This window comes from Burkholderia sp. BCC0419, assembly GCF_902830285.1.
Taxonomy (GTDB): domain Bacteria; phylum Pseudomonadota; class Gammaproteobacteria; order Burkholderiales; family Burkholderiaceae; genus Burkholderia.
Genome location: NZ_CADESR010000008.1, coordinates 182951 through 205975, shown reverse-complemented (window position 1 = coordinate 205975; position 23025 = coordinate 182951). Strand labels below are relative to the sequence as shown.

General features: G+C 66.6%; 20 protein-coding genes. 8 read left to right on the top strand and 12 right to left on the bottom strand.

Annotation, left to right across the window (positions count from 1 at the left end; genetic code table 11):
• Positions 1-66: 66 nt before the first annotated feature.
• Both HWW87_RS29155 and HWW87_RS29150 read right to left on the bottom strand, forming a co-directional pair.
• Positions 67-1269, bottom strand: a complete 1203-nt coding sequence (locus HWW87_RS29155) for an amino acid aminotransferase (protein WP_174386388.1) — start codon at positions 1267-1269, stop codon at positions 67-69.
• 46 nt (positions 1270-1315) lie between these two features.
• Entirely contained in the window at positions 1316-2701 is a 1386-nt protein-coding gene (locus HWW87_RS29150) for an amino acid permease (RefSeq protein WP_175823207.1), read from the bottom strand.
• A gap of 318 nt (positions 2702-3019) precedes the next feature.
• Between HWW87_RS29150 and HWW87_RS29145 the strand changes: the two genes are divergently transcribed.
• Positions 3020-3493, top strand: a complete 474-nt coding sequence (locus HWW87_RS29145; RefSeq protein ID WP_014899441.1) for an Lrp/AsnC family transcriptional regulator — start codon at positions 3020-3022, stop codon at positions 3491-3493.
• 27 nt (positions 3494-3520) lie between these two features.
• Here HWW87_RS29145 and HWW87_RS29140 read toward each other — a convergent pair whose 3' ends face one another.
• Positions 3521-4378 (bottom strand): EamA family transporter, encoded by an 858-nt coding sequence (locus tag HWW87_RS29140; protein ID WP_175823206.1) that lies wholly within the window; start codon positions 4376-4378, stop codon positions 3521-3523.
• Positions 4379-4780: 402 nt separating this feature from the next.
• Between HWW87_RS29140 and HWW87_RS29135 the strand changes: the two genes are divergently transcribed.
• Together HWW87_RS29135 and HWW87_RS29130 are read left to right on the top strand one after the other, a co-directional pair.
• A complete protein-coding gene (locus HWW87_RS29135) occupies positions 4781-6454 on the top strand; it encodes an alkaline phosphatase family protein (protein ID WP_175823205.1) in 1674 nt (557 codons plus the stop codon).
• 94 nt (positions 6455-6548) lie between these two features.
• The gene (locus tag HWW87_RS29130) at positions 6549-7967 is read left to right on the top strand and encodes a cytochrome c peroxidase (protein WP_175823204.1); all 1419 of its coding nucleotides are present in this window, start codon (positions 6549-6551) and stop codon (positions 7965-7967) included.
• Positions 7968-8013: 46 nt separating this feature from the next.
• On the opposite strand, the gene HWW87_RS29125 is transcribed toward HWW87_RS29130, so the two are convergent.
• The 6 genes from HWW87_RS29125 to HWW87_RS29100 form a co-directional block, all read right to left on the bottom strand.
• A complete protein-coding gene (locus tag HWW87_RS29125; RefSeq protein ID WP_244107357.1) occupies positions 8014-9282 on the bottom strand; it encodes a glycosyltransferase in 1269 nt (422 codons plus the stop codon).
• A 314-nt stretch (positions 9283-9596) separates the two neighbouring features.
• Entirely contained in the window at positions 9597-10328 is a 732-nt protein-coding gene (locus tag HWW87_RS29120; RefSeq protein ID WP_175823203.1) for a class I SAM-dependent methyltransferase, read from the bottom strand.
• 78 nt (positions 10329-10406) lie between these two features.
• Positions 10407-11717, bottom strand: a complete 1311-nt coding sequence (locus HWW87_RS29115; RefSeq protein ID WP_175823202.1) for an FAD-binding oxidoreductase — start codon at positions 11715-11717, stop codon at positions 10407-10409.
• Positions 11714-12469, bottom strand: coding sequence for an amino acid ABC transporter ATP-binding protein (locus tag HWW87_RS29110; protein ID WP_175823201.1), 756 nt, complete (start codon positions 12467-12469; stop codon positions 11714-11716). The genes HWW87_RS29115 and HWW87_RS29110 overlap by 4 nt, the downstream gene beginning before the upstream one ends.
• Positions 12466-13122, bottom strand: coding sequence for an amino acid ABC transporter permease (locus HWW87_RS29105; protein WP_034179585.1), 657 nt, complete (start codon positions 13120-13122; stop codon positions 12466-12468). Before HWW87_RS29105 ends, HWW87_RS29110 begins: the two co-directional genes overlap by 4 nt.
• 88 nt (positions 13123-13210) lie before the next feature.
• On the bottom strand, positions 13211-13987 hold the full coding sequence (locus tag HWW87_RS29100) for an ABC transporter substrate-binding protein (protein ID WP_175823200.1): 777 nt from the start codon (positions 13985-13987) through the stop codon (positions 13211-13213).
• 159 nt (positions 13988-14146) lie between these two features.
• Here HWW87_RS29100 and HWW87_RS29095 point away from each other — a divergent pair, with 159 nt between their 5' ends.
• The 5 genes from HWW87_RS29095 (at position 14147) to HWW87_RS29075 (ending at position 19390) form a co-directional block, all read left to right on the top strand.
• Positions 14147-14938, top strand: a complete 792-nt coding sequence (locus tag HWW87_RS29095; RefSeq protein ID WP_174430034.1) for an IclR family transcriptional regulator — start codon at positions 14147-14149, stop codon at positions 14936-14938.
• Positions 14939-15279: 341 nt separating this feature from the next.
• On the top strand, positions 15280-15990 hold the full coding sequence (locus HWW87_RS29090) for a GntR family transcriptional regulator (protein ID WP_175823199.1): 711 nt from the start codon (positions 15280-15282) through the stop codon (positions 15988-15990).
• 73 nt (positions 15991-16063) lie between these two features.
• Positions 16064-16870 carry an SDR family oxidoreductase gene (locus HWW87_RS29085; RefSeq protein WP_175823198.1) on the top strand — a complete coding sequence of 269 codons (807 nt, stop codon included), beginning with the start codon at positions 16064-16066 and terminating at the stop codon, positions 16868-16870.
• Positions 16871-16905: 35 nt separating this feature from the next.
• The gene (locus tag HWW87_RS29080) at positions 16906-17838 is read left to right on the top strand and encodes a 3-keto-5-aminohexanoate cleavage protein (protein WP_175823197.1); all 933 of its coding nucleotides are present in this window, start codon (positions 16906-16908) and stop codon (positions 17836-17838) included.
• A gap of 223 nt (positions 17839-18061) precedes the next feature.
• Positions 18062-19390 (top strand): MFS transporter, encoded by a 1329-nt coding sequence (locus HWW87_RS29075; RefSeq protein ID WP_175823196.1) that lies wholly within the window; start codon positions 18062-18064, stop codon positions 19388-19390.
• Positions 19391-19455: 65 nt separating this feature from the next.
• Here HWW87_RS29075 and HWW87_RS29070 read toward each other — a convergent pair whose 3' ends face one another.
• The 3 genes from HWW87_RS29070 to HWW87_RS29060 form a co-directional block, all read right to left on the bottom strand.
• The gene (locus tag HWW87_RS29070; protein ID WP_175823270.1) at positions 19456-20778 is read right to left on the bottom strand and encodes a TIGR00366 family protein; all 1323 of its coding nucleotides are present in this window, start codon (positions 20776-20778) and stop codon (positions 19456-19458) included.
• Between the two features lie 463 nt (positions 20779-21241).
• Positions 21242-22501 (bottom strand): type II toxin-antitoxin system HipA family toxin, encoded by a 1260-nt coding sequence (locus HWW87_RS29065; protein ID WP_175823195.1) that lies wholly within the window; start codon positions 22499-22501, stop codon positions 21242-21244.
• Entirely contained in the window at positions 22498-22809 is a 312-nt protein-coding gene (locus HWW87_RS29060) for a helix-turn-helix transcriptional regulator (RefSeq protein ID WP_338025138.1), read from the bottom strand. The genes HWW87_RS29065 and HWW87_RS29060 overlap by 4 nt, the downstream gene beginning before the upstream one ends.
• Between the last annotated feature and the right edge of the window lie 216 nt (positions 22810-23025).

Here is a 23025-nt window from a genome sequence, read left to right as displayed (position 1 = left end):
AAAAACCGGCTGCTCCCGCGACGGGACACAGCCGGTTCTGCATCGTGGCGCGCCACCGCGCCGCGTTTAGACGCCGCTCTTCAGCACCTTGCCGATCGCGTCCGCGACGATGCCGACGTTCGAGTCGTTCAGGCCCGCCACGCACATCCGGCCCGAGCGCAGGATGTACACGCCGTGCACCTCGCGCAGCGCGTCGACCTGCGATTCGGTCAGGCCCGTGTACGTGAACATCCCGCGCTGCTTCACGTAGCGCGTGAGCGCTTCGCCGCTGACGTGGTCGCGCAGGCCATCATGGATCGACTGGCGCATCCGCGCGATGCGGCGGCACATCGCCGACAGTTCCTCTTCCCACTGCTTGCGCAGCGCCGGCGTGCCGAGCACGGCCGCGACGACCTTCGCGCCGTAGGTCTGCGGGTTGCTGTAGTTCGAGCGCACGGCGCCGGCCAACTGGCCGAGCACGCGGTCGGCCGCGGCCGCGTCTTCGCAGACGACGCTCAGGCCGCCCACGCGCTCGCCGTACAGCGAGAAGTTCTTCGAGAACGAGTTCGCGACGAGCGTCGGGACGCCGCGACGGGCCAGTTCGCGCACCGCGAACGCGTCCGCGTCGAGACCCGCGCCGAAGCCCTGGTACGCCATGTCGACGAACGGCAGCAGCCCGCGCGCCTCGATCACGTCGATCAGCTTCTCCCACTGGCCTTCGTCGAGGTCGACGCCGGTCGGGTTATGGCAGCACGCGTGCAGCAGCACGATGCTGCGCGCCGGCAGCGCGTCGATCGCCGCGAGCATCGCGTCGAACTTCAGGCCGCCCGTCGCTTCGTCGTAGTACGGATACGTGTTCACCGTGAAGCCCGCGCGCTCGAAGATGAAGCGGTGGTTTTCCCAGCTCGGATCGCTGAGCCACACCTGCGAATCCGGGAAATAGCGCTTCAGGAAATCGGCGCCGACCTTCAGCGCGCCCGAGCCGCCGAGCGTCTGCAGCGTCGCGATGCGGCCGGCCGCGCGGGCCGGGTGATCGGCGCCGAACACCAGCGATTGCACGGCGTCGCGGTACGTGGCGAGGCCGACCATCGGCAGGTACGGCTTCGGGCCGCTGTCGCGCTGCAGCGCGGTTTCGGCTTCGCGCACGGCGCCCAGCACCGGAATCCGGCCTTCGGCGTCGAAATAGATCCCGATGCTCAGGTTGACCTTCTGGTCGCGCGGATCTTTCTGGAAGTTCTCGTTGAGCGTCAGGATCGGGTCGCCCGGATACGCGTCGATGTGTTCGAACATGGCTTGAGTCGGTCTCGTTTGGAAGAAGGGTCGATCGTGGCCTGCGTCAGCGTGCGGAGGCGCCGTCGTGCACCGCAAAGCCCGCATTCTTCTGACGGAAGCGATACCCGATCGCGAGCACCGCGAGCCATACCGGGATCAGGTACACCGACAGGCGGAGATCCGGCGTCAGGTACATCACGACGAGAATGCCGGCCATGAATGCCAGGCACAGGTAATTCGTGAAAGGATAGCCCAGACTGCGGAAGGAAGTCTCCTCCCCGGCAGCACGCTTGGCCTGGCGGAACTTCAGGTGGATCAGGCTGATCATCGCCCAGTTGATGATCAGCGCCGACACGACGAGGCCCATCAGCACCTCGAACGCCTTGCCCGGCATGAAGTAGTTGACCAGCACGCACACGCCGGTCGCGAGCGCCGACGCGCCGAGCGCGGCGAGCGGAATGCCGCGCCTGTTCACCGCGCACAGCACCTTCGGCGCGTTGCCCTGCTGCGCGAGGCCGAACAGCATCCGGCTGTTGCTGTATACACCGCTGTTGTAGACCGACAGCGCGGCCGTCAGCACGACGACGTTCAGCACGTTCGCGACCACGTTGCTGCTCAGCGCGTGGAAGATCAGCACGAACGGGCTGCCGCCGGTGACGACCTTCTCCCACGGGTACAGCGACAGCAGCACGGCGAGCGCGCCGATGTAGAAAATCAGGATGCGGTAGATGACCTGGTTGGTCGCGCGCGGAATGCTGTGCTTCGGATCGTCGGCTTCGGCCGCGGTGATGCCGATCAGCTCCAGCCCGCCGAACGAGAACATGATCGCGGCCATCGACATCACGAGGCCCGACACGCCGTTCGGGAAGAAACCGCCGTGCTGCCACAGGTTCCGGACGGTCGCTTCCGGCCCTGCATGGCCGCTCGCGAGCAGCCAGCCGCCGAAGCCGATCATCCCGACGATCGCGGCGACCTTGATGATCGAGAACCAGAATTCCGTCTCGCCGTACGACTTCACGCTCGCCAGGTTCAGCAGGTTGATCGCGACGAAGAACACCAGCGCCGACACCCAGGTCGGCACGCCGGGCCACCAGTACTGCACGTAGATCCCGACGGCCGACAGCTCGGCCATGCTGACGAGGATGTACAGCACCCAGTAGTTCCAGCCGGACAGGAAGCCGGTGAAGTGGCCGACGTATTTATTCGCGAAGTAGCTGAACGACCCCGCGACGGGCTCGTCGACGACCATCTCGCCGAGCTGGCGCATGATGAAGAACGCAACGATGCCGGCCACCGCATAGCCGAGCAGCACGGACGGGCCGGCCATCTTGATCGTCTGCGCGATGCCGAGGAACAGCCCCGTGCCGAGCGCGCCGCCGAGCGCAATCAGCTGGATGTGCCGGTTCTTCAGCCCGCGCTTCAGGCCGTCGCTCTCGTTTCCAGAAACCATGTCTTCTCCATTCTGCCCGCCTCCGCCGGAAGCGGTGCGGCGCGCCTCGGTGTGCCGGGCGCTGTTTTGCTGTGCCGGCGGCCGTTCGTGGAGCCGCCGGGTTGGGGACTGCAATCTTCGCGTGGCGGCATCCGATGCGCGTCGGCGTGCGGCCAGATCGACCGCCGACTCGTCGCCCACGCCGCATTACTGCGGTCGCACACGAAAATCCGGCGTCAGTTTAGCGTCGCGACGGCGAAATCGGGTTGCGTAACCCGCTCATGCAAACCCTACATTATGAGATAAGATTGCATCCGGGAGACAGATGAGGAAACAAAAATGCCTGAACCGGTTCTCGATCGCATCGATCGCCACTTGCTGTCGGTGTTGCAGGAGAACGGCCGCGCGTCGAACCTCGACCTGGCGAAGGCGGTCGGCCTGTCGCCCGCACAGACCTTGCGACGCCACCGGCGGCTGGAGGAAATCGGCGCGATCCGCCGTTACGAAACGCGGCTGTGCCCCGATACGCTCGGGTTCGGCGTCACCGCGTTCGTGCACGTGACGATGGAGCGCGGGCATATCCGCGATTTGTCGAAGTTCCAGAAACTCGTGTCGGATCTCGCGCAGATCCAGGAATGTTTCTCGGTGACGGGCGACATCGACTATGTGCTGAAGGTCGTCGCGCACGATCTGAAAGGGTTGTCGCGATTCCTGCTCGAGACGCTGATGCGCATTCCCGGCGTGAGCGGCGTGCATTCGAGCGTGTGCCTCGACGAGATCAAGTGTACGAGTGCGATGCCGGTGGAAAGCTGACAGGCCCGGCGCGCTGGGCTAACGCGTTTAGCTCACCGCCTCGAACGCACTGATCAACAACGCCCCCGCCGCAATCACCGCGCAACCGGCCGCCCGGCGCGGCGTCAGCCGCTCGCCGAGATACACGCGCGCAATCAGCGCCGCGAACACCACGCTCGTTTCCCGCAGCGCCGACACCGGCCCCATCGGCGCGCGATCCATTGCCCAGATCACGATGCCGTACGCGAGCGCCGCGAACACGCCGCCGCATGCGGCCTTCGCCGTCTCGCCGACATCCTGCGTCAGCCGCAGCGGCCCCGCCCGCAGCCGGTAGTACGCGGCCATCATCGCGCCCGTCAGCACGAACATCCACGCGGTATAGCCGACCGTGCTGCCGCTCTCGCGCACACCGATCCCGTCGACCACACTGTACGCCGCGATCGACACGCCGGTCGCGAACGCGGTCGGCAGCACTTGCATCATCCGGTGTTTCGCGCCGCGCCCGCGTTCCAGCCCGATCGCCATGATGCCCGCGCAGATCAGCACGAGCCCGCATTGCGCGCCGATATTCAGGCGTTCGCCCGCGAATGCCGCCGCGCCGAGCGTGACGAGCAGCGGCGCCGTGCCGCGCGCAACCGGGTAGGCGACGCTCAGGTCGCCGTGTTCGTACGCGCGGACGAGCAGCAGCGTATAGACGACGTGGATCACGGCCGACGCGACGACGCAGAGCCAGCTCGACGGCGTGATCGGCGCGGCAGCCGGCAGGAACAGCAGCGCGAACAGCCCGATCGCGATCTGCAGCACCGTGGCCGAGCGCAGCCGGTCGCCGCTGCTGCGCACCAGCGCATTCCATGACGCGTGCAGGAACGCGGCGCACAGAACGGCAAACAGAACGGGAATCGGCACGCTGAAACCTCCCTGACGGTCGAAAGTCGCGCGTTGCGCGGCAGACGTTCATCGTATGAATGCGTCACCGGATTGTCAAAAAAGCGACGCATGGCGCGCCCGTGAAAGATCCGGCCGGCCGCTCCCCGTCGCCCGCCCGGCACCGCATGCGCCGCAAGCGGCCCGCACGCCGCGGCACGTGACGCGGAGGTGGCACGCGGTCCGCCCCTTTCCGTTCTCTTTCGTATCGGGCTGCGCCGTAATGAAACCGATACCGCAGCGCAACCGTCGCGAAAACACTCCGTCCCCATATCTTCATACGCGGCTGTTCCAATGCGCGTGCTCCCTCACGAGCTCTGCGCCGAACCGACACGGCGATGGAGCCGTTCTCCACCATCGAAGACCTTACCCTGGAGTTTCCCGATGTTCCGTCAAGCCTTGCTCGTCACTGCCTGCGCAGCCGCAGCGCTCGCGCTGTTCGCCTGCGGCGGCAGCGACGATTCCACGCCGACGCCCGCCGTGTCGTCGCAGGATGCGCTGCAGACCGCCACGCCGATCAAGCACGTCGTCGTGATCTACGGCGAAAACATCTCGTTCGACCACTACTTCGGCACCTACCCGAACGCGACGAACCCGTCGGGCGAACCGGCGTTCGCCGCGAAATCCGGCACGCCGACGCCGAACGGCCTGACGGGCACGCTGCTCACCGCGAACCCAAACTTCACGAACACGGCCAACGGCGCCGACGCGGCGAACCCGTTCCGCCTCGACCGCACGCAGGCCGCGACCGCCGACCAGAACCACGCATACACGGCCGAACAGCAGGCCGAGGACAACGGCCTGGCGGACCTGTTCCCGAAGTACACGGGCAAGGGCTCGTCCGGCGGCGCCGGCGCGTTCGGCACGAAGGGCCAGGTGATGGGCTACTTCGACGGCAACACGGTGACCGCGCTGTGGAACTACGCGCAGCGCTTCGCGATGAGCGACAACACGTTCACGACAGTCTACGGCCCGTCGACGCCGGGCGCGCTGAACGTCGTGGCGGGGCAGACCAACGGGATGCAGATCGTCAAGACGTCGAAGCAGCCGTCGACGCTCGCCGCCAGCTCGTACTACATCAATGACGGCCAGGGCGGCTTCACGATGATCAACGACGTCGACCCGGGCTTCGACGTGTGTTCGAGCACGACCGATCAGGCGATGATGAGCGGCAAGAACATCGGTGACCTGCTGAACGGCGCGAAGATCACGTGGGGCGGCTTCATGGGCGGCTTCAACCTGTCGACGACGAACGGCAACGGCACGACGGGCTGCGCGCGCAGCACGGTCGCGACCGCCGTGAACGCCGCGACGGCCGACTACATCCCGCACCACAACTGGTTCCAGTACTACGCGTCGACCGCGAACCCGCAACACACGCGCCCGAGCTCGATCGCGGCGATCGGTTCGAGCGTCGAGACCGACGGCAAGACGGCCGAACCGGCGAACCACCAGTACGACACGGACGACTTCTTCGCCGCCGTGAAGGCCGGCAACTTCCCGTCGGTCAGCTACCTGAAGGCGCCGGCCGCGCAGGACGGGCACGCGGGCTATTCGGATCCGCTCGACGAGCAGGCATTCGTGACGAAGGTCGTCAACTTCCTGCAGCAGCAGCCGGACTGGCAGAACACGGCCGTGATCGTCACCTATGACGACTCGGACGGCTGGTACGACCACGTGTACACGGCGCCGACGCACGCGTCGTCGGACCCGGTCGACCAGGTCAACGGCGCCGGCAAGTGCGGTACGGGCGGCACCACCGGCGTGAACGGCGCGACCGTGAACGGCCGCTGCGGCCCGGGCGTGCGCATTCCGCTGGTCGTGATCTCGCCGTATGCGAAGCAGAACTACGTCGATCACACGATGCTCGACCAGTCGTCCGTCGTGCGCTTCATCGAGGACAACTGGCTCGGCGGCCAGCGTATCGGCGGCGGTTCGTTCGATGCGACGGCGGGCGACCTGCGCAACCTGTTCGACTTCACGTCGAAGCCGAACACGACGCCGCTGTATCTCGACCCCACGCTCGGCACCGCATTGAGCGCCGCACCGGCGATCTGACCGTCACCGCCTGACCGCATGGCCGGCGCATCACGCGCCGGCCGTTTCCATTTAACGCGCCGCTTTGTGCGACGCCCGTTTTTCGACCGACAGCATGACAGCTCGCCCTGCGTTTCCGTCTCCCGATGCCGCTGGCACGCCCGCGCCACGCGCCCCTTCCCGCCTGCTGCGCCGTGCGGCATGCGTGCTCGGCGCGGCCGTGATCGGCTATGGCGCGTTCGCGATCGCGTTTCCCGCGCAGGTGCCGGCGGCGATCGGCACCGTGGTCGCCGACTGGACCGGCGCGAACCCGCATCCGGTCGTGCTGCAGCGGCCTGCCGCGCAGCCGCTGTCGGCGGTCGCGCAGCTCGGGCGCGCGCTGTTCCACGATCCGTCGCTGTCGGCGTCGGGCAAGCAGTCGTGCGCGTCGTGCCACAGCCCCGATCACGCGTACGGCCCGCCGAATGCGCTCGACGTGCAGCCGGGCGGCCTCGCGATGACGCAGCAGGGCTATCGTCCGCCGCCGTCGCTGATGTATCTGTACCGCCAGCCGAATTTCAGCATCGGTCCCGATGCCGGCGAAAACGACGCCGCGCCGAGCGTCGCGCAGCAGGCCACGGCGGCGGCCGGCGTCGTCAAGGCGCAGAAGGTGGCCGGCACGTCGGCCGCACCGCAGCTCGTGCCGCAGGGCGGGATGTTCTGGGACGGCCGCGCCGATACGCTGCAGCAACAGGCGTTCGGCCCGCTGCTGAACCCGGTCGAGATGGCGAACGCGAGCGTCGACGACGTCGCGCGCAAGCTCGCGCAATCGTCGCATCGCGCACAACTGGAGCAATTGTTCGGCGCGCGCGTGTTCTCCACCCCGCAGCTTGCGGTGTCGGAAGCGATGTTCGCAATCGCGCGGTATCAGGTCGAGGATCCGTCGTTCCATCCGTACGACAGCAAGTACGACCGCTGGCTCGAAGGCCGTGCACGCCTCACGCAGGCCGAGCTGCGCGGGCTGCGCCTGTTCAACGATCCGGACAAGGCGAATTGCGCGGGCTGCCACCTGTCGAAACCCGGCAAGGACGGGCTGCCGCCGATGTTTACCGATTACCAGTACGAGGCGCTCGGCGCGCCGCGCAACCGCGCGCTCGCGCAAAACCGCAATCCGGCGTTCTACGATCTCGGCGTGTGCGGGCCGTTCCGCGACGACCTGAAGGACCAGACGCAGTATTGCGGGATGTTCCTGACGCCGACGCTGCGCAACGCGGCGACGCGCCAGGTGTTCTTCCACAACGGCGTGTTCCACACGCTCGACCAGGTGATGGCGTTCTACAACGAGCGCAGCATCTCGCCGCAGAAGTTCTATTCGCGCGGCGCGGACGGCAAGGTCGACGAATACGACGACATCCCGCCGAAATATCGCGCGAACGTCGACGTGACCGACGCGCCGTTCGATCGCAAGCCCGGCGACAAGCCCGCGATGACGGCGCAGGACATCAAGGATATCGAAGCGTTCCTGAATACGCTTACCGACCAGCCGGTACGGTAAACGACACGCGCCGAAGCGGAGCGCGTCACACCCAGGACATCGACCCTCAGCCGGCGCGCTGCATGCCCTCACCCGGTTGCGCCCGACGCCGGCTTGCGCGTTTCACGCGAATCGCCTCGATGCAGGCATCGAGGCGCCGGTTGCTTTCCGCAATGCCGAAGCATGTAGCCCGCTCGAACGCGCGGGCGGCAAGGTCGGCACGCAGTCTGCCATCGGTCAGCAATTGCGCCATCGCTGCGGCCAACGCGTCGACATCACCGACTTCCACCAGCAATCCCGCGCGGCCGTGATCGAGAATCTCGCGCGGCCCTGTCGGGCAATCGGTCGATACGATTGCCTTGCCCAGTGCGAGAGCCTCGATCAGCACCATCGGCATCCCTTCGTTCTTCGAACTCAGCACCATGATCGACGCGCCCGCCATCAGCGGATGCGGGTTGTCCATTTGCCCCATGAAATGCACTCGCGCACCGATGCCGAGCTCGTCCGCGAGACGCATGAGGTCGTCGCGATAAGCGCCGTCGCCGGCCAGCACGAGATGCTCCGCCACGCCGCGCCGCGCGACGAGTTGCGCATACGCGCGCAGCAACGTGCGGTGATCTTTCTGGAGTTCATCGAGCCGTGCGACGGAAACGATGTAAGGCGCGTCGGTTGGCAACTCGGGACGCGTTGCAGTCGCGCGCTCACGAATGGCATCGATGTCAATGGCGTTGGGCAGGACGGTTACTTGCTGAAGCCGGTCACCGAACATCAGGTCGGCTTCGTCGCCCATCTGCGGGTTCAATGCGGCAATACTGTCGTAGCGGCTGTACTGGTCGAGGAGGCGGCGCACGCGCCGGCCCTGGCCGCCGAGCCGTGCGACGAAGCTGAAGTGGTTGACGCCGATCCAAGCCACACCGAATCGGCCGGCAATGCGCCGCAGCGACAAGTCGTAATCAACGATCACGTCTACGTCGCGCGCCAGTTCGGCAACGCGCCGCCCGATGTACGGACGCACCGCGAGCGCCCCGTGAAGGTCGCGAGCAATCCGGCCCGCTTTGTCGAGCTTGCGTGCGTGACGGCGGTCCTGGAAATAGCGAAGCCACCGCGGACGCACCAGAATTTCAATCGGGATGTCATTCGGAATCAATGCACGAAAGCGTTGCGTCAGCATCGGCGATGCGTACGTAACCGACAATGTGGCCCTGAAACGCTTGCGATCGAGGATTCGCAGCCACTGGATCAGAGACGATTCGATCCCGCCGTTCCCGAAATCGGTTACATGAAACAGCACGCGGACACGCGTGTCCTCACCTTTGGTATAACCCGCTTCGGCCATGATTTCTATCGATGCAGCGTATGTGGTCTATTGTTGGAATATGCGCCTGATTCGGGCGCGGCCTTTATAACATAGGGTATCCCAATAGCCAAGCAGGGCCGGAGCGCAGCTGATTTTTACCGATTGCCGGTATGAGGTGCGGGCCGCCGTCGCCGACTGCGAAGGCGTCCGCTGGCATGTCGCGCAAACGTCGGAGCACCTGACGCGCGGTTCGACCACCCACCGGGCAACAAGCGCGATGGGCGACGCAGGTATCAAGGCTATTGAAGCGCAGAACGACGAGCCGCGATATTTGCAGATTGGCGCCACGCGCGTCAGCAGCGCGCGCGGATGCACAGAAAGGCCGGCGCCAGCGACAGCTCCGCATGGAGCCGTTCCGACACGGCTTTCATCTCCGGCAGCGGCGTCGGTTCGACGAAGCGGTCGAGCCGCCAGCCGCCGTCGGCGACCGCGTTCAGGATGTCGGCGAGCGGCCGCCGCCACGCTTCGACGTACGGCCGCGGTTCGCCGAACCCCGACCAGTGGAAACCGAAGCGGGACGTGTCGTAGTACGCACCGTCGCCGCGCGTGCGTTCGTCCATCCAGTCGCGCATCGGATGCGCCATCGAGAACACGAGCGTTCCGCCCGGACGCGCGACGCGCCGGAATTCGCGCAGCGTCGGCGCGAGATCGCGCACGTAGTCGAGCGCGAGCGAGCACAGCACCTTGTCGACCGACGCGTCGGGCAACCACGCGAGCGGCGCCTCCAGGTCGCCTTCCCTGACGTCGACCGCCAGCCCCGCGCAGCGCGTTCGCGCAAGCGCAACCATCTCCGGCGTCACGTCGAACGCATGCACGGTTGCGCCGTGGCCGGCGAGATGCGCGCTGCAGATGCCGGGCCCACAGCCGGCGTCGAGCACCGTCAGGCCATCGACGTCGCCGAGCAGCGCCAGGGTTGCCGGACGCTCGTAGAGCGCGTTGTGCGCCTTCGTCGGCGCGATGTCCGCATAGCGTTGCGCGAAGCTCGCGTAAGCGCGGCGGCCGGGCGGTTCGTTCGGTTCGGTCATGCGGCATCCGTCGGTCGAAACTGGGCAGGCCGATTCTGCCCGATCGGATGACGGATGGCGACTGCCGTCACGCCTGCGTCAGGACAGGCTGTCGAGCAAGCGATACCAGGCGACGCCGGCCGCGATATAGAAGCGCTGCAGCCCGTGCAACGGGATCGGCCGGATCGGCGTGACCCGGAACGGCAGCGGCAGTTGCGCATCGCCCGACAGATGCGCGGCCAGATGCTTGCCGAGCGTCGTCGCCATCGCGATGCCGCGCCCGTTGTAGCCGAGCGCGATCGTCACGCCCGGCGCGGGCTCGTGCACGTGCGGCAGGAAATCCGCGGTGATCGCGACGCGCCCCGCCCAGCGGTATTCGAACCGGACGCTCTTCAGTTGCGGATACAGCAGCGTCGTCGCGCGTTCGAGATGGCGCCAGTCGCTCGGCGCGCGCGGTTCGGCGAACGGGCCGCGGCCGCCCATCAGCAGGCGCCCGGCCGCGTCACGGCGGAAGTACAGCAGCAGGCGCCGCGCATCCGACGCGACCTCGCCGCCGGCGAGGATGTCGCGACCGAGCGCCGGCGCGAGCGGTTCCGTCGCGACGATGAAACTGTTCGCGGCGATCACCGATTGACGCAAGCCGGGCCACAGCCCGTCCGTGTAGCCGTTGGTCGCGATCACGACGCGCTCCGCCGACAGCGTCGCGCCGCCGGACGTCGCGATCCGCCAGCGGCCGTCGGCACGCGTCAGCCCGACGGCGCGGGTCAACCCGTGCACGACCGCCCCGCTCGCCTGCACGGCGCGCACGAGGCCGCGCGTATAGCTGAGCGGCTGCACGCTGCCCGCGCGGCGATCGATCCAGCCGCCCGCATACGCGTGCGTGCCGAGCCGCCGCGCGACGTCGTCGCGGTCGAGCACGTCGACCGGCGCGCCGCGCGCGGCCCATTGCTGCGCACGGCGGGCGACCGTGTCGAGCATCGCGGCGGTCGGCGCCGGCTGGACCCAGCCGTGGCGACGCGCATCGCAGTCGATTCCGTGCCGCTCAATCAGGTCGAACACCGTGTCGGCCGCGCCGCCGACGATGCCGGCAAGCTGCTCGCCGGTTTCGTCGCCGAACCGGCGGACCAGTCCGTCGGGGTCGTATTTCAGGCCGGGAATCACCTGCCCGCCGTTGCGGCCCGATGCGCCCCAGCCCGGCTGCGCGCCGTCGATCACGCGGACGTTCACGCCGCGTTCGGCCAGGTGCAGTGCGGTCGACAGGCCCGTGAAGCCGGCGCCGACGATCGCCACGTCGCACGACACGGACGCGTCGAGCGCGGGCGTATCGGGCGCCGGCACGGCGGTCGCCGCCCACAGTGAATCCGGCCACGGCGAGTCGGGCCATCCGGGTGCCGCGTTCGTTGCGCTCATGTTCGATCCGGGTGGTCGGCGCCGTCCGACGCCAGCAGGCGGCGCAGGAATTCCTGCGTGCGGGGATGGGTCGGTTGCGTGAGCACGTCGCGCGCCGGTCCGCTTTCGCAGATGGTGCCGTCGTGCAGGAAGCACACGCGATCGGCCACCTCGCGCGCGAATGCCATTTCGTGCGTGACGACCACCATGGTCATCCCGTCGCGCGCGAGCCCGCGCATCACGCCGAGCACTTCGCCGACGAGCTCGGGGTCGAGCGCCGACGTCGGCTCGTCGAACAGGATCGCCTGCGGTTCCATCGCGAGCGCGCGTGCGTTCGCGACACGCTGCTGCTGCCCGCCCGACAGCTCGGACGGATACGCATTCATCCGGTGCGAGAGCCCGACCTTGTCGAGCAGCGCGCGGGCCTGCTCGCGCGCCTGCGCGGCCGGCATGCGCCGCACGTGTACCGGCCCTTCCATCACGTTCTCGAGCGCCGTGCGGTGCGCGAACAGGTTGAAGCGCTGGAACACCATGCCGACCCGCATCCGCAGCTCGTGGATCCGCTTCGAATGCGCGTCGACCTTCACGCCGTCGATCGTGATCGACCCTTCGTCGTAGGTCTCGAAGCCGTTGATACAGCGCAGCACGGTCGACTTGCCGGAACCGGACGGCCCGATCAGGCACACGACTTCACCCGCCTGCACGTCGAGGCTCACGCCCTTCAGTACCGCGTGCTGCTGAAACCGTTTATGAATGGAATCGATCCGGATCATGCGCCTCTCCTCAGGGCGAGCCGCTTGCCGAGCCGGTTCACGCCGAACATCAGCGGCAGGCCGAGCGCGAGATACAGCAGCGCGACGAGCGTGTAGACGCTCATGTTCTGGAACGTCGACGACGCGATCAACTGGCCGGCGCGCGTGATTTCCGCGACCGTGATCGTCGACGCGACCGACGAATCCTTCAGCAGCATCACGAGCGTGTTGCCGTACGGCGGCAGCGCGATGCGGAACGCCTGCGGCAGCACCACGCGCCGCATGATCATCGGGCCGCGCATGCCGATCGCGTGCGCGGCTTCGATCTGGCCGCGGTCGATCGCCTCGATGCCCGCGCGGAAGTTCTCGGCCTGATACGCCGAGTACGCGATGCCGAGGCCGAGCACGCCGGCCTGGAACGCCGACAGTTGCACGCCGAGATCGGGCAGCACGAAGTACATGTAGAACAGCTGCACGATGATCGGCAGCCCGCGGATCACGTTGACGATCGTGCTGCCGGCCGTCGAGACGGCACGATTGCGCGACACCTTCATCAACGCGAGGATCAGCCCGAGCACCGAGCTGAGCACGAACGCGCATGCGGTGATCTCGATCGTGACCACCGCGCCCTTCAGCAGGATCGGCAGGAAATCGATCGCGTTCTGAAAAAACATGAGGTCTCCTATGCGACGGCCGGACGGCCCGCCGCGGGGGATGCCCGCGACGCGCGGGCAATGCCGGTCGGGAATCGAATGCCGACGCTCAGCTCATGTGCCACTTCTGCAGGATCTGCTGCAGCGTGCCGTCGGTCTTCATCTTGCGGATCGCGCCGTTGAGCTGCTCGAGTGTCGTGTTGTCACCCTTGCGCACGATGAAGCACACCTGCCCCTTCACGACGCTCTGGTATTCCGGCACGAGCCGCACCTGGCGATTGACGCCATGCTCGATCTGGTACGCGACGATCGGCTGGTCGGCGAAGCCGGCCTTGATGCGCCCAAGCGCGACGTCGCGCATGATGTCGGCGATCGAATCGTAGGTCCGGACTTCCTTGAAGATGCCCTTCTTGTTGAGCGCATCGACGAACGCCGTGCCGACCTGCGCGCCGACCACCTGATCCTTGAAATCGTCCATCGACGTATAGCGGCCCGGGTCGTCGGCCTTCACGATCAGGCCTTCGCCGAACGAGTAGACGGTGTCGGAGAAGTCGACGACCTGCTGGCGCGCCGGCGTCTTCAGCATCGCGGCCGAGATGATGTCGATCTTCTGCGTGGTGAGCGACGGGATCAGCGCCGAGAACACGGTCTGCTGCACGTCGACGCGAAACCCGGCCGACTTCCCGGCCGCCGTGATCGCATCGACCATCATCCCCTGGATCGAATTGCTCTTGACGTCGAGAAACGTGAACGGCACGCCGGTGGCCGTCGCGCCGACCTTCAGCGTCGGCTCGGCCGCAACGGCGCCCGCCGAAGCCGTGGAGAGCGCGATACAGGTGGCGAAACCGGCGGCCAGTGCGCCGAACCGCTTGATGAACGAAACCATGATGTCTCCTTCTCGAATAACCCGGTGCGCCGGCCGGTCGCTGATCGACACTGCGACGATGACCCGATCTTAAAACGAATCAAAAACATCGAAAATAGATTTTTTCGTATCGATATTCGATACGATATGATGCGATATCGAATCGATCCCGCCCTCGCCATGGAAACGTCGCCTGACCAAGCAAACGATCTGCTGTTCAACCAGTCGCTGGAAAAAGGGCTCAACGTGCTGCGCGCGTTCAGCGCGAAGCGGCGCACGATGACGTTGGCGGAAGTGGCCGACGCGGCGGGGATGACGAAAAGCTCCGCGCAGCGGATGGTCTATACGCTCGAGAAGCTCGGCTACATCCGCAAGCATCCGGTCACGCGGCGTTATCAGCTCACGCCGCACGTGATGCGGATCGGCTTCAACTATCTCGCGGCCGATACGTTGATCGACGTCGCGAATCCGTTCCTGTCCGAGCTCACGAACCTGACCGGCGAAACCACCAACCTCACCGAGCCCGACGAGGATGAAATGGTGTACGTCGCGCGTTTCGTGTCGACCAAGTTCGTGCCGATTCACATGCCGATCGGCAGCCGTATCCCGATGTACTGCACCGGCTCCGGCCGCGCGTTCCTGAGCGCGTTGCCGCCCGGCGACGCGCGCGCGCGGCTCGACGACATGGTGCGCACGCCGCATACGCCGCGCACGGTCACGGCGCTCGACGATCTCGTCGCGCTGCTCGACAGTGCGCGACGCGAAGGCTACGCGACCAACCAGGAAGAACTGTTCATCGGCGACATGTCGATTGCCGCGCCCGTGCTCGGCAGCCAGGGGCAGCCGGTCGCGGCCGTGCACGTGGTCGCACCGACGAGCCGCTGGACGTTCGACGACGCGCGCCGCAAGCTCGCGCCGGCGGTGATCGACTGCGCGCGCGGCATCAGCAATTCGATCCGGACGCTTGAATAGCGTCGACAATCAGGCCGAGCAATGCGGGGGCCGCTCCGATGCCCTTGCTGACGCGAGGTTCCCTGCTTGCATGCGTAGCCGGGCACTTCGCCAGCGCCATGTCCTTGAAGTTCTAGAGCCGGCCTCTGGCGACACTTACACTGCATCCTGTTGCCACCCGAAACACGAAGATCTCGATTAGAAAGACCACCGTAGCCACCGATCTTCCCCCCGCTTAGCCACTTCCGCCCCCTCGTTTTCCCCGATCCCGTTCGACTTGACTCGGCTCCCCCGATCATCAAAACTTCGCACATCGCCAGTGTGATCACAGATCGCAGATCAAACCCAGGAGAACCCCCGCCTTGCCGCCTCGTATCGTCCCGCCCGTACTGAAAGCCATCGAACAGGAAACGATGGCCGACAAGGTCTACCAGCAACTGCGCGAAGCGCTGATGAGCGGCCGTTTCGCGCCGGGCCAGGCGCTGAGCCTGCGCAGCGTCGCCGAGGCGGTCGGCTCGTCGACGATGCCCGTGCGTGCCGCGCTCACGCGGCTGCGCGCCGAACGCGCACTGGTCGACGGCCCGAATCGCGCACTCGTCGTCCCGCCGATGACGCTCGACATGCTCGACGAACTGCGCGACGTGCGCATCGCGCTCGAAGGCTGCATCGCCGAGCGCGCGTGCGGCCGGATGACCGCCGCGCAGATCGCGGCCGTGCGCAAGACCTGCGAGACGATGCAGGCACACGTCGAGGCCGGCCGCTCGCGCGCCTACCTGCAAAGCAACTTTGCGTTCCACAGCGCGATCTACGCGCACGGCGCCAGCGAAAACACGCTCGCGATCGTCGAGAACCTGTGGATGCGCGTCGGCCCGTTCCTCAACATGGTCGCGCTCGACATCCCGCACATGCGGCGCTCGATGGATGCGCACCGCGCGATCGTCGATGCGCTCGAACGGCGCGACGGCGCGGGCGTGCGGGCCGGCATCGCGCTTGACATCGGCGGCGCCGCGCACGATCTCGCCGAGACGCTGCGGGCCGAACAGACACCGCGGACCGTGAACGCGAAGCCGTAGCGGCCGCTTGCCACGGCCGCCCGAAACGCGAGCGGCCGCCATCCCACTAGATCAACGATGGAGACAACCCGGCATGACAGCTTCCGACCTGCTGAAACCCTATGACGGCCTGCGCGTCCTCGTGACGGGAGGCGCGTCGGGCATCGGCCTCGAAATCGCCGACGCGTTCGCCGAATGCGGCGGACGCGTGCACGTGTGCGACGCGTCGCAAGCCGCGATCGCGGCGCTCGCCGACCGGCCGCCGCGTGCCGCGGCCGGCGCGATCAGCGCGACGCTGGCCGACGTATCCGACCCGGCCGCCGTCGAGCGCGTGTTCGCCGACATGTCGACCCGGCTCGGCGGCCTCGACGTGCTGGTCAACAACGCGGGCATCGCCGGCCCGACCGGCGGCATCGACGAAATCGATCCCGTGCAGTGGGAACAAACCGTCGCGATCAACCTGAACGCGCAATTCCAGTTCGCGCGCCGCGCGGTGCCGCTGCTGCGCGAGTCGACACACGGTGGCGCGATCATTGCGTTGTCGTCGGTTGCTGGCCGGCTCGGCTACGCGTTCCGCACGCCGTATGCGGCCACCAAATGGGCGGTGGTCGGCCTCGTGAAGAGCCTCGCGATCGAACTCGGGCCGCTCGGCATCCGCGTGAACGCGATCCAGCCCGGCATCGTGCGCGGCCCGCGGATGCGCCGGGTGATCGAGGCGCGCGCGCAGCAGCTCGGCATCGGCTACGACGAAATGGAGCAGCGCTATCTCGAGAAGATCTCGCTGCGGCGCATGACCGACCCGGCCGAGATCGCCGCGACCGCGCTGTTCCTGTGCTCGCCGGGCGGACACGGAATCACCGGGCAGGCGATCTCCGTCTGCGGCAACGTCGAAGTGCTCTGACGCCTCCTGCATCGTTCATCGAAAGGAATCCCTCCGTGGCAAACGCTCGCAAAGTCATCATCACCTGTGCGCCGACCGGCGCGATCCATACGCCGTCGATGTCGCCGTACCTGCCCGTGACGCCGCACGAAATCGAAACGGCCGCGGTGGCGGCCGCGCAGGCCGGCGCGGCGATCCTCCACCTGCACGCACGCAACCCGTCCGACGGCAAACCGACGCAGGATCCGGCCGTGTTCGCCGAATTCCTGCCGCGCATCAAGGCGCAAACCGACGCTGTGATCAACCTCACGTCGGGCGGCAGCCCGCACATGACGGTCGACGAACGGCTGCAGCCCGCGCTGCATTTCCAGCCCGAGGTCGCGTCGTTGAACATGGGTTCGATGAACTTCGGGCTGTACCCGATGCTCGAGCGCTTCCGCGAGCTGAAGCATCCGTGGGAGCGAGAACATCTCGAGAAAAGCCGCGATCTCGTGTTCAAGAACACGTTCGCGGACATCGAGACGATCCTCACGCGCTGCGGCGCGAACGGCACGCGGTTCGAATTCGAGTGCTACGACATCTCGCATCTGTACAACCTCGCGCACTTCGTCGATCGCGGGCTCGCGAAGCCGCCGTTCTTCGTGCAAAGCGTGTTCGGCCTGCTCGGCGGGATCGGCGCGCATCCGGAGGACCTGATGCACATGCGCCGCACGGCCGACCGCCTGTTCGGCAGCGATTACGTGTGGTCGATCCTCGGCGCGGGGCGCAACCAGATTCCGCTCGCGACGATCGGCGCCGCGCAAGGTGCGCACGTGCGCGTCGGGCTCGAGGATTCGCTGTGGATCGCGCCCGGCCAGCTCGCGGAATCGAGCGCCGAGCAAGTCCTGAAAATGCGTCAGGTGCTCGAAGGCCTGTCGCTCGAGATCGCGACGCCGGCCGAGGCGCGCGCGATGCTCGCACTCAAGGGCGGCGACGCGGTGAATTTCTGAGCGCCGGGTCGCCGCCCCAACACCTGCATCCGCAAGCGCAGTGACACGGCGCCGGCCCGAGCCGGCCGGCGCCAGGACGCCCTTCATCGCCCCGCTCCGTTCGAGCGCCGCCGGCGCGGCTCCGTCGACTGCCCATCCGCTGCGTGCACCGCAGCGGCATCTGCCGAACGCAGCGCGCCGTGCTTGCCGTGCGCGCCGGTTCGCCCTTATCGGAGTCGTCCGCATGTCCACTCATCACGCTCAGGCCCTGTCGTCCGCCGCCGGCGACGCGAACGCGTCGCTGAACCGGCTGCTGTTCCACAAACTCATGCCGCTGCTGATCGCCGCGTATGTGATCAGCTTTCTCGACCGCACCAACATCGCGTTCGCCAAACATTCGATGGGTGTCGATCTCGGCATTTCATCGGCCGCGTACGGGCTCGGCGCGGGGCTGTTCTTCCTCACCTACGCGCTCTTCGAGATTCCGAGCAACCTGATCATGCATCGCGTCGGGGCGCGCTTCTGGATCACGCGGATCATGATCACGTGGGGCGCGCTGTCGGTCGCGATGGCGTTCGTCAGCGGCGAGACGTCGTTCTACGTGATGCGCCTGCTGCTCGGCGTGGCCGAAGCCGGCCTGTTTCCCGGCGTGATGCTGTATCTGACGTACTGGTTCGGCCGCGAGGAGCGTGCGCGCGCCACCGGCTATTTCCTGCTCGGCGTGTGCATCGCCAACATCGTCGGCGGGCCGCTGGCCGGCGCGCTGATCGAGCTCGACGGCACGCTCGGCTTCCACGGCTGGCAATGGCTGTTCGTCGTCGAAGGCATTCCGGCGATCCTGCTCGCGTTCGTCGTATGGACGCGATTGCCGGACCGGCCGAGCGCCGCGCCGTGGCTCGCCCCGGAAACCGGCCGCGCGCTGGAGCGCAAGCTGGCCGCCGAACAGGACGCGGGCGTCGCCGCGCACGGCGGCCACGCGTTCGGCGCCGCCCTGCGCGATCCGCAGATCTGGCTCGCGATCTTCGTGTACTTCTGCCACCAGTTGACCATCTATACGGTGATCTTCTTCCTGCCGGGCATCATCGGCGCGTCGGGGCGCCTCTCGCCGTTCGCGGTCGGGTTGCTGACGTCGCTGCCCTGGCTCGCCGCCGCGCTCGGGGCCGGGACGCTGCCGCGCTTCGCACGCGAGTCGCATCACTCGCGCCGGATGCTGTGTGCGGGGCTGGTGGTCATGGCGGCCGGGATGATCGGCGCCGCTCATGCGTCGCCGTTGGCGGGGCTGCTCTGCGTGTGCGTGGCCGCGTCGATGTTCTTCGTCGTGCAGTCGATCGTGTTCACGTTTCCGGCGTCGCGGCTCGCGGGTAGCGCACTGGCCGGCGGGCTCGGGCTCGTGAATACGTGCGGGTTGCTCGGCGGCTTCGTCGGGCCGACCGTCGTCGGCGCGATCGAACAGGCGACCGGCAATGCGAAGAACGGGCTGACGCTGCTGGCGGCCGCGCTCGTCGTCGCGGCGTTCGCGAGCCTCGCGTTGCGTCACGGGCACGAGCGCGCCGACGTGCGGTCGCGCGACTGAGGGCGGGCTGGAATCAAGCTGGCGAGATGCGGGCTCCGCCCCACCCCGCATCTCGGCTCACGCCGTCAGAACAGATACATCCCGGCGACGAACACCACGCCCGAGAACAGCAGCGTCGTCACGCAATACCCCATGATGTCGCGCACGCCGAGCCCCGCGATCGCCAGCGCGGGCAGCGCCCAGAACGGCTGCGCCATGTTGGTCCACGCCTCGCCGTACGCGATCGCCATCGCGGCCTTGCCGAGATCGGCGCCGAGCGCCTGCGCGGCCGGCATCACGAACGGGCCTTGCACGACCCAGTGGCCGCCGCCCGACGGCACCGCGAAATTGATCACGGCCGAACTGAGGAACGCGAGCAGCGGGAACGTGTGCACGTTCGCGATATCGACGAACCACTTCGTGATCACGCCCGCGAGCCCCGAGTGATCCATCAGCGCCTGGATGCCCGCGTAGAACGGGAACTGGATCATGATCCCGGACGCGCCGCGTGCCGCGCCGGCCACCGCGCGCGCATAGGCCATCGGCGTCCGGTGCAGCAGGATGCCGGCCGCGAGGAACGCGAGGTTCACCGTGTCGATGTCGAGCGCGAAGCCCTTCTGCGCGAACCGCAGCACGAGGAACGCCGCGCACAGCGCCGCGACGACGACCGACAGCGCACGGCTCTCTTCCAGCCGCTCCGCGAAGGTCGCATCGGGCCCGAGCTGGCGCTCGACGCTCGGCGGCTCCGCGAGCAGCGCCGGATCGACGCTGACGACGTCGCCCGGCTTCGGCATCATCATCCGCGCGAGAAACGGCAGCATCACGATCAACCCGATCGTGATGAACGCGTTGTAGCCGGTGAAGATCGTGTCGGATACCGGAATCAGCCCGATGGTCTTTTCCATCGGATTGCCCTTCGTCGCGGCGACGAGCGGGACCGAACCCGACAGCCCGCCGTGCCAGCTCAGGAAGCCCATGTAGGCGGACGCGACGAGCAACCGGTAGTCGCTGCCGGCCACGCGGCGCGCCACTTCGCGGGCCAGCATCGCGCCGAGCACGAGGCCGAAGCCCCAGTTGATCGCGCAGGCCAGCGCGCCGACGAATGCGACGAGCATCACGCCCTGCCCGGGCGTGCGCGCGGTGCTCGCGAGCGCGACGAGCAGGCGCCGGACGGGCGGCGAACTCGCGAGCGCATGGCCGGTGACGAGAATCATGACCATCTGCATCGAGAACGCGAGCAGGTTCCAGAAGCCGGAACCCCACATCGTCGTGAGCTGCACGGGCGTGGTCGGCGTGAGGCCGAATGCGAGCGCGAACGTGACGATCGTCAGCAGGATCGCGAAAATCAACGGGTCGGGCAACACGCGGTGAACCACCTGCGTGAAAAAGCGGGAAATGCGCTGGATCAACTTGAGCTCCTCGTTTCCTGATAGGGACATCCGCGCGTATGGTTGTTGGTTGAGGCGCGGAAACGCGCGGATTCTTGCACAGAACCGCGTGATTTGCTTCGATGTGACGCCTGCATTTGTCCGGATGGGTCCGATCTCCACTCTGCGCGGGCTACTCCGTAGCCCGGTCAGTGAGAGCGTAGCCGCGATGACCCGCGAACAAATTCAAGGGTTCTACCCAGCATTGCGGGGCGTACAAGGGCTATCCGGAGACCGCGCTTTGCTTGCGCTTGATTGTCCTAACGGCTTGTCGTCCCGGCGCGGCTGCGGATGCTGGGTGGGACGAGCTCAACTATGAGGGCGCGGTATGACGTCCCGCTGCCAAGAGCCGGTCCCATCATGCATGTGCGATACCGTGAGCCGACGAACGCCCGTCTCGCCGATTCTCTTTCGGCAACCCCTGCCCCTAGGGCGTGTTCACGCCCTAGCGCAGCAGCGCAACGTTCTCGTCGATTCGACGCTGAATGTCCGTCAGGGTGTCTTCTGTGACGATCCCCTCGTAGCGGCGCTTCGCAATGGCCGAGAACTGGCTGGCCACTCCGCACATTCCGTCGATCATGTCGCCGGCAGCGGCCGCGGAAAGCTCCGCTTCCTTTGCCAGTCCGAGCAATGCCGCCCGGTCGATCCGCAGCGCCTCGCCCATGACGTCCATTTGGTGGTAACCGCCCGGCCCCTCGCAGAATGTCACGTCGTAGGCCGGCGCGAGTTTCCACTGGCCGGATCGCGACATGACGTATGCGAAGTTTTTCGGATGATCGTCGCGATTGTTGAACGCGACATTGAAGACAGCCCGTTCAAACGCCCGCGCCTTCTCGCGTACGTCGTTGGTGCACATGTGAGTCGCGCGCAAGAAGTTCACGTAGTCCAGCGCACCCGGCGTTTTGTAATCGGCACCGGTAAACGCGGCAACGCTTTGCATGGGCACGCGCAGACCGTCCCGTCGATCGAAACGCCTGGACGCAAATGCCGCCATCCCGTCAGGCAAATTGAAATGCAGCGTGTCCGGGGTCTCGATGCCGCACATGCGCAAGCACTCGGCGTAGACCATTTCGATCGCGCACACCTCGGGATGCTCTTGCCGGGCCGGGAACTTGACCAACCATGCTTCAGAACCCGCCACCGCGGCCGTGGTAAAAACGCCGGACTGCGGATCACGATAGACCAGGGCCTTCGGCCTGGCACCTTGCGGAGAGCCGCCCACCTGCAGCAGTTGATGAAGGAATTCGCCGCCCTCACCATTGAGGACTTCCTGTACCTCGGCCGCGAGCCGGTCGAGAGGAATATCCGGCTGCGGTGCCTGGATCTCGAGCGCGACCGGCTCGAACGACAGGGCGCCCATTGCGTGGTTGCCAATGTAAGCCAATCGCTCCAGCGGCCCGATGCGTGCCGCGTTGAGACCGCGGCGTTTGAACAAGCGGTCCATGAGCAACATGCCCCATCCGTCGGGCAGCGCGTCATAGACTGGGCCGGGCAATCCCAGCTGGTGGGACGGGAAGTCCTTGCGCAGCCTCGCCCCATGCAATGGGAGCGCATAAGACGACAGTTCCAGCCCCCTCTTGCGCGCGTCATCGCCATATTCGAATACGATCAACGGGCGCCCCGTGATCGCCGTCGTCGAAACCATCGATCCCCACAGCCAGTGCTCCCCCCAGCCGTCGTAGTAGACATCGATCCGCTCGATCATTTCTGGTTGCCCCTCTTCACGCGCTGACGTTTGGCACTTTTTTCATACCGGTGAACGTCTTCCAGGCTATCGAGCTTCGGCAGGAACAATCCTTCGAGTTCCTTGCTTCGTCCCAGGACCATGGCTACACGAACTACCGTCTCGAGGCTCACATTGCGTCCGGCTTCCAGATTGGACACGGTATTGGAACCGACGCCGGCACGCGCGGCTACGTCGCTCTGCGTCAGTTGCAACGCCAGCCGCTCCGTGCGAAGCCTCGCGCAAAGCAGTGTGACGATTTCATCGGGCTTGCGAAAACTTAATTCCAACATAGTGGGTCTTCCCGCGCTATATCTCTCGTAATTCACAATATTATAGAGTTATAGGAGAGATGCACTCGAGAAATATAATTCCCGTCTATTGTGACTTATGGCGCTATTTTCGCGGCTAATCCACTCCGAAACGGAATTGATGCGTCAGCGATGCCTGCTCTTCCCGTACCCACGAGACGCCCTCCAGATACGCCACATCGTGGATGGATCACA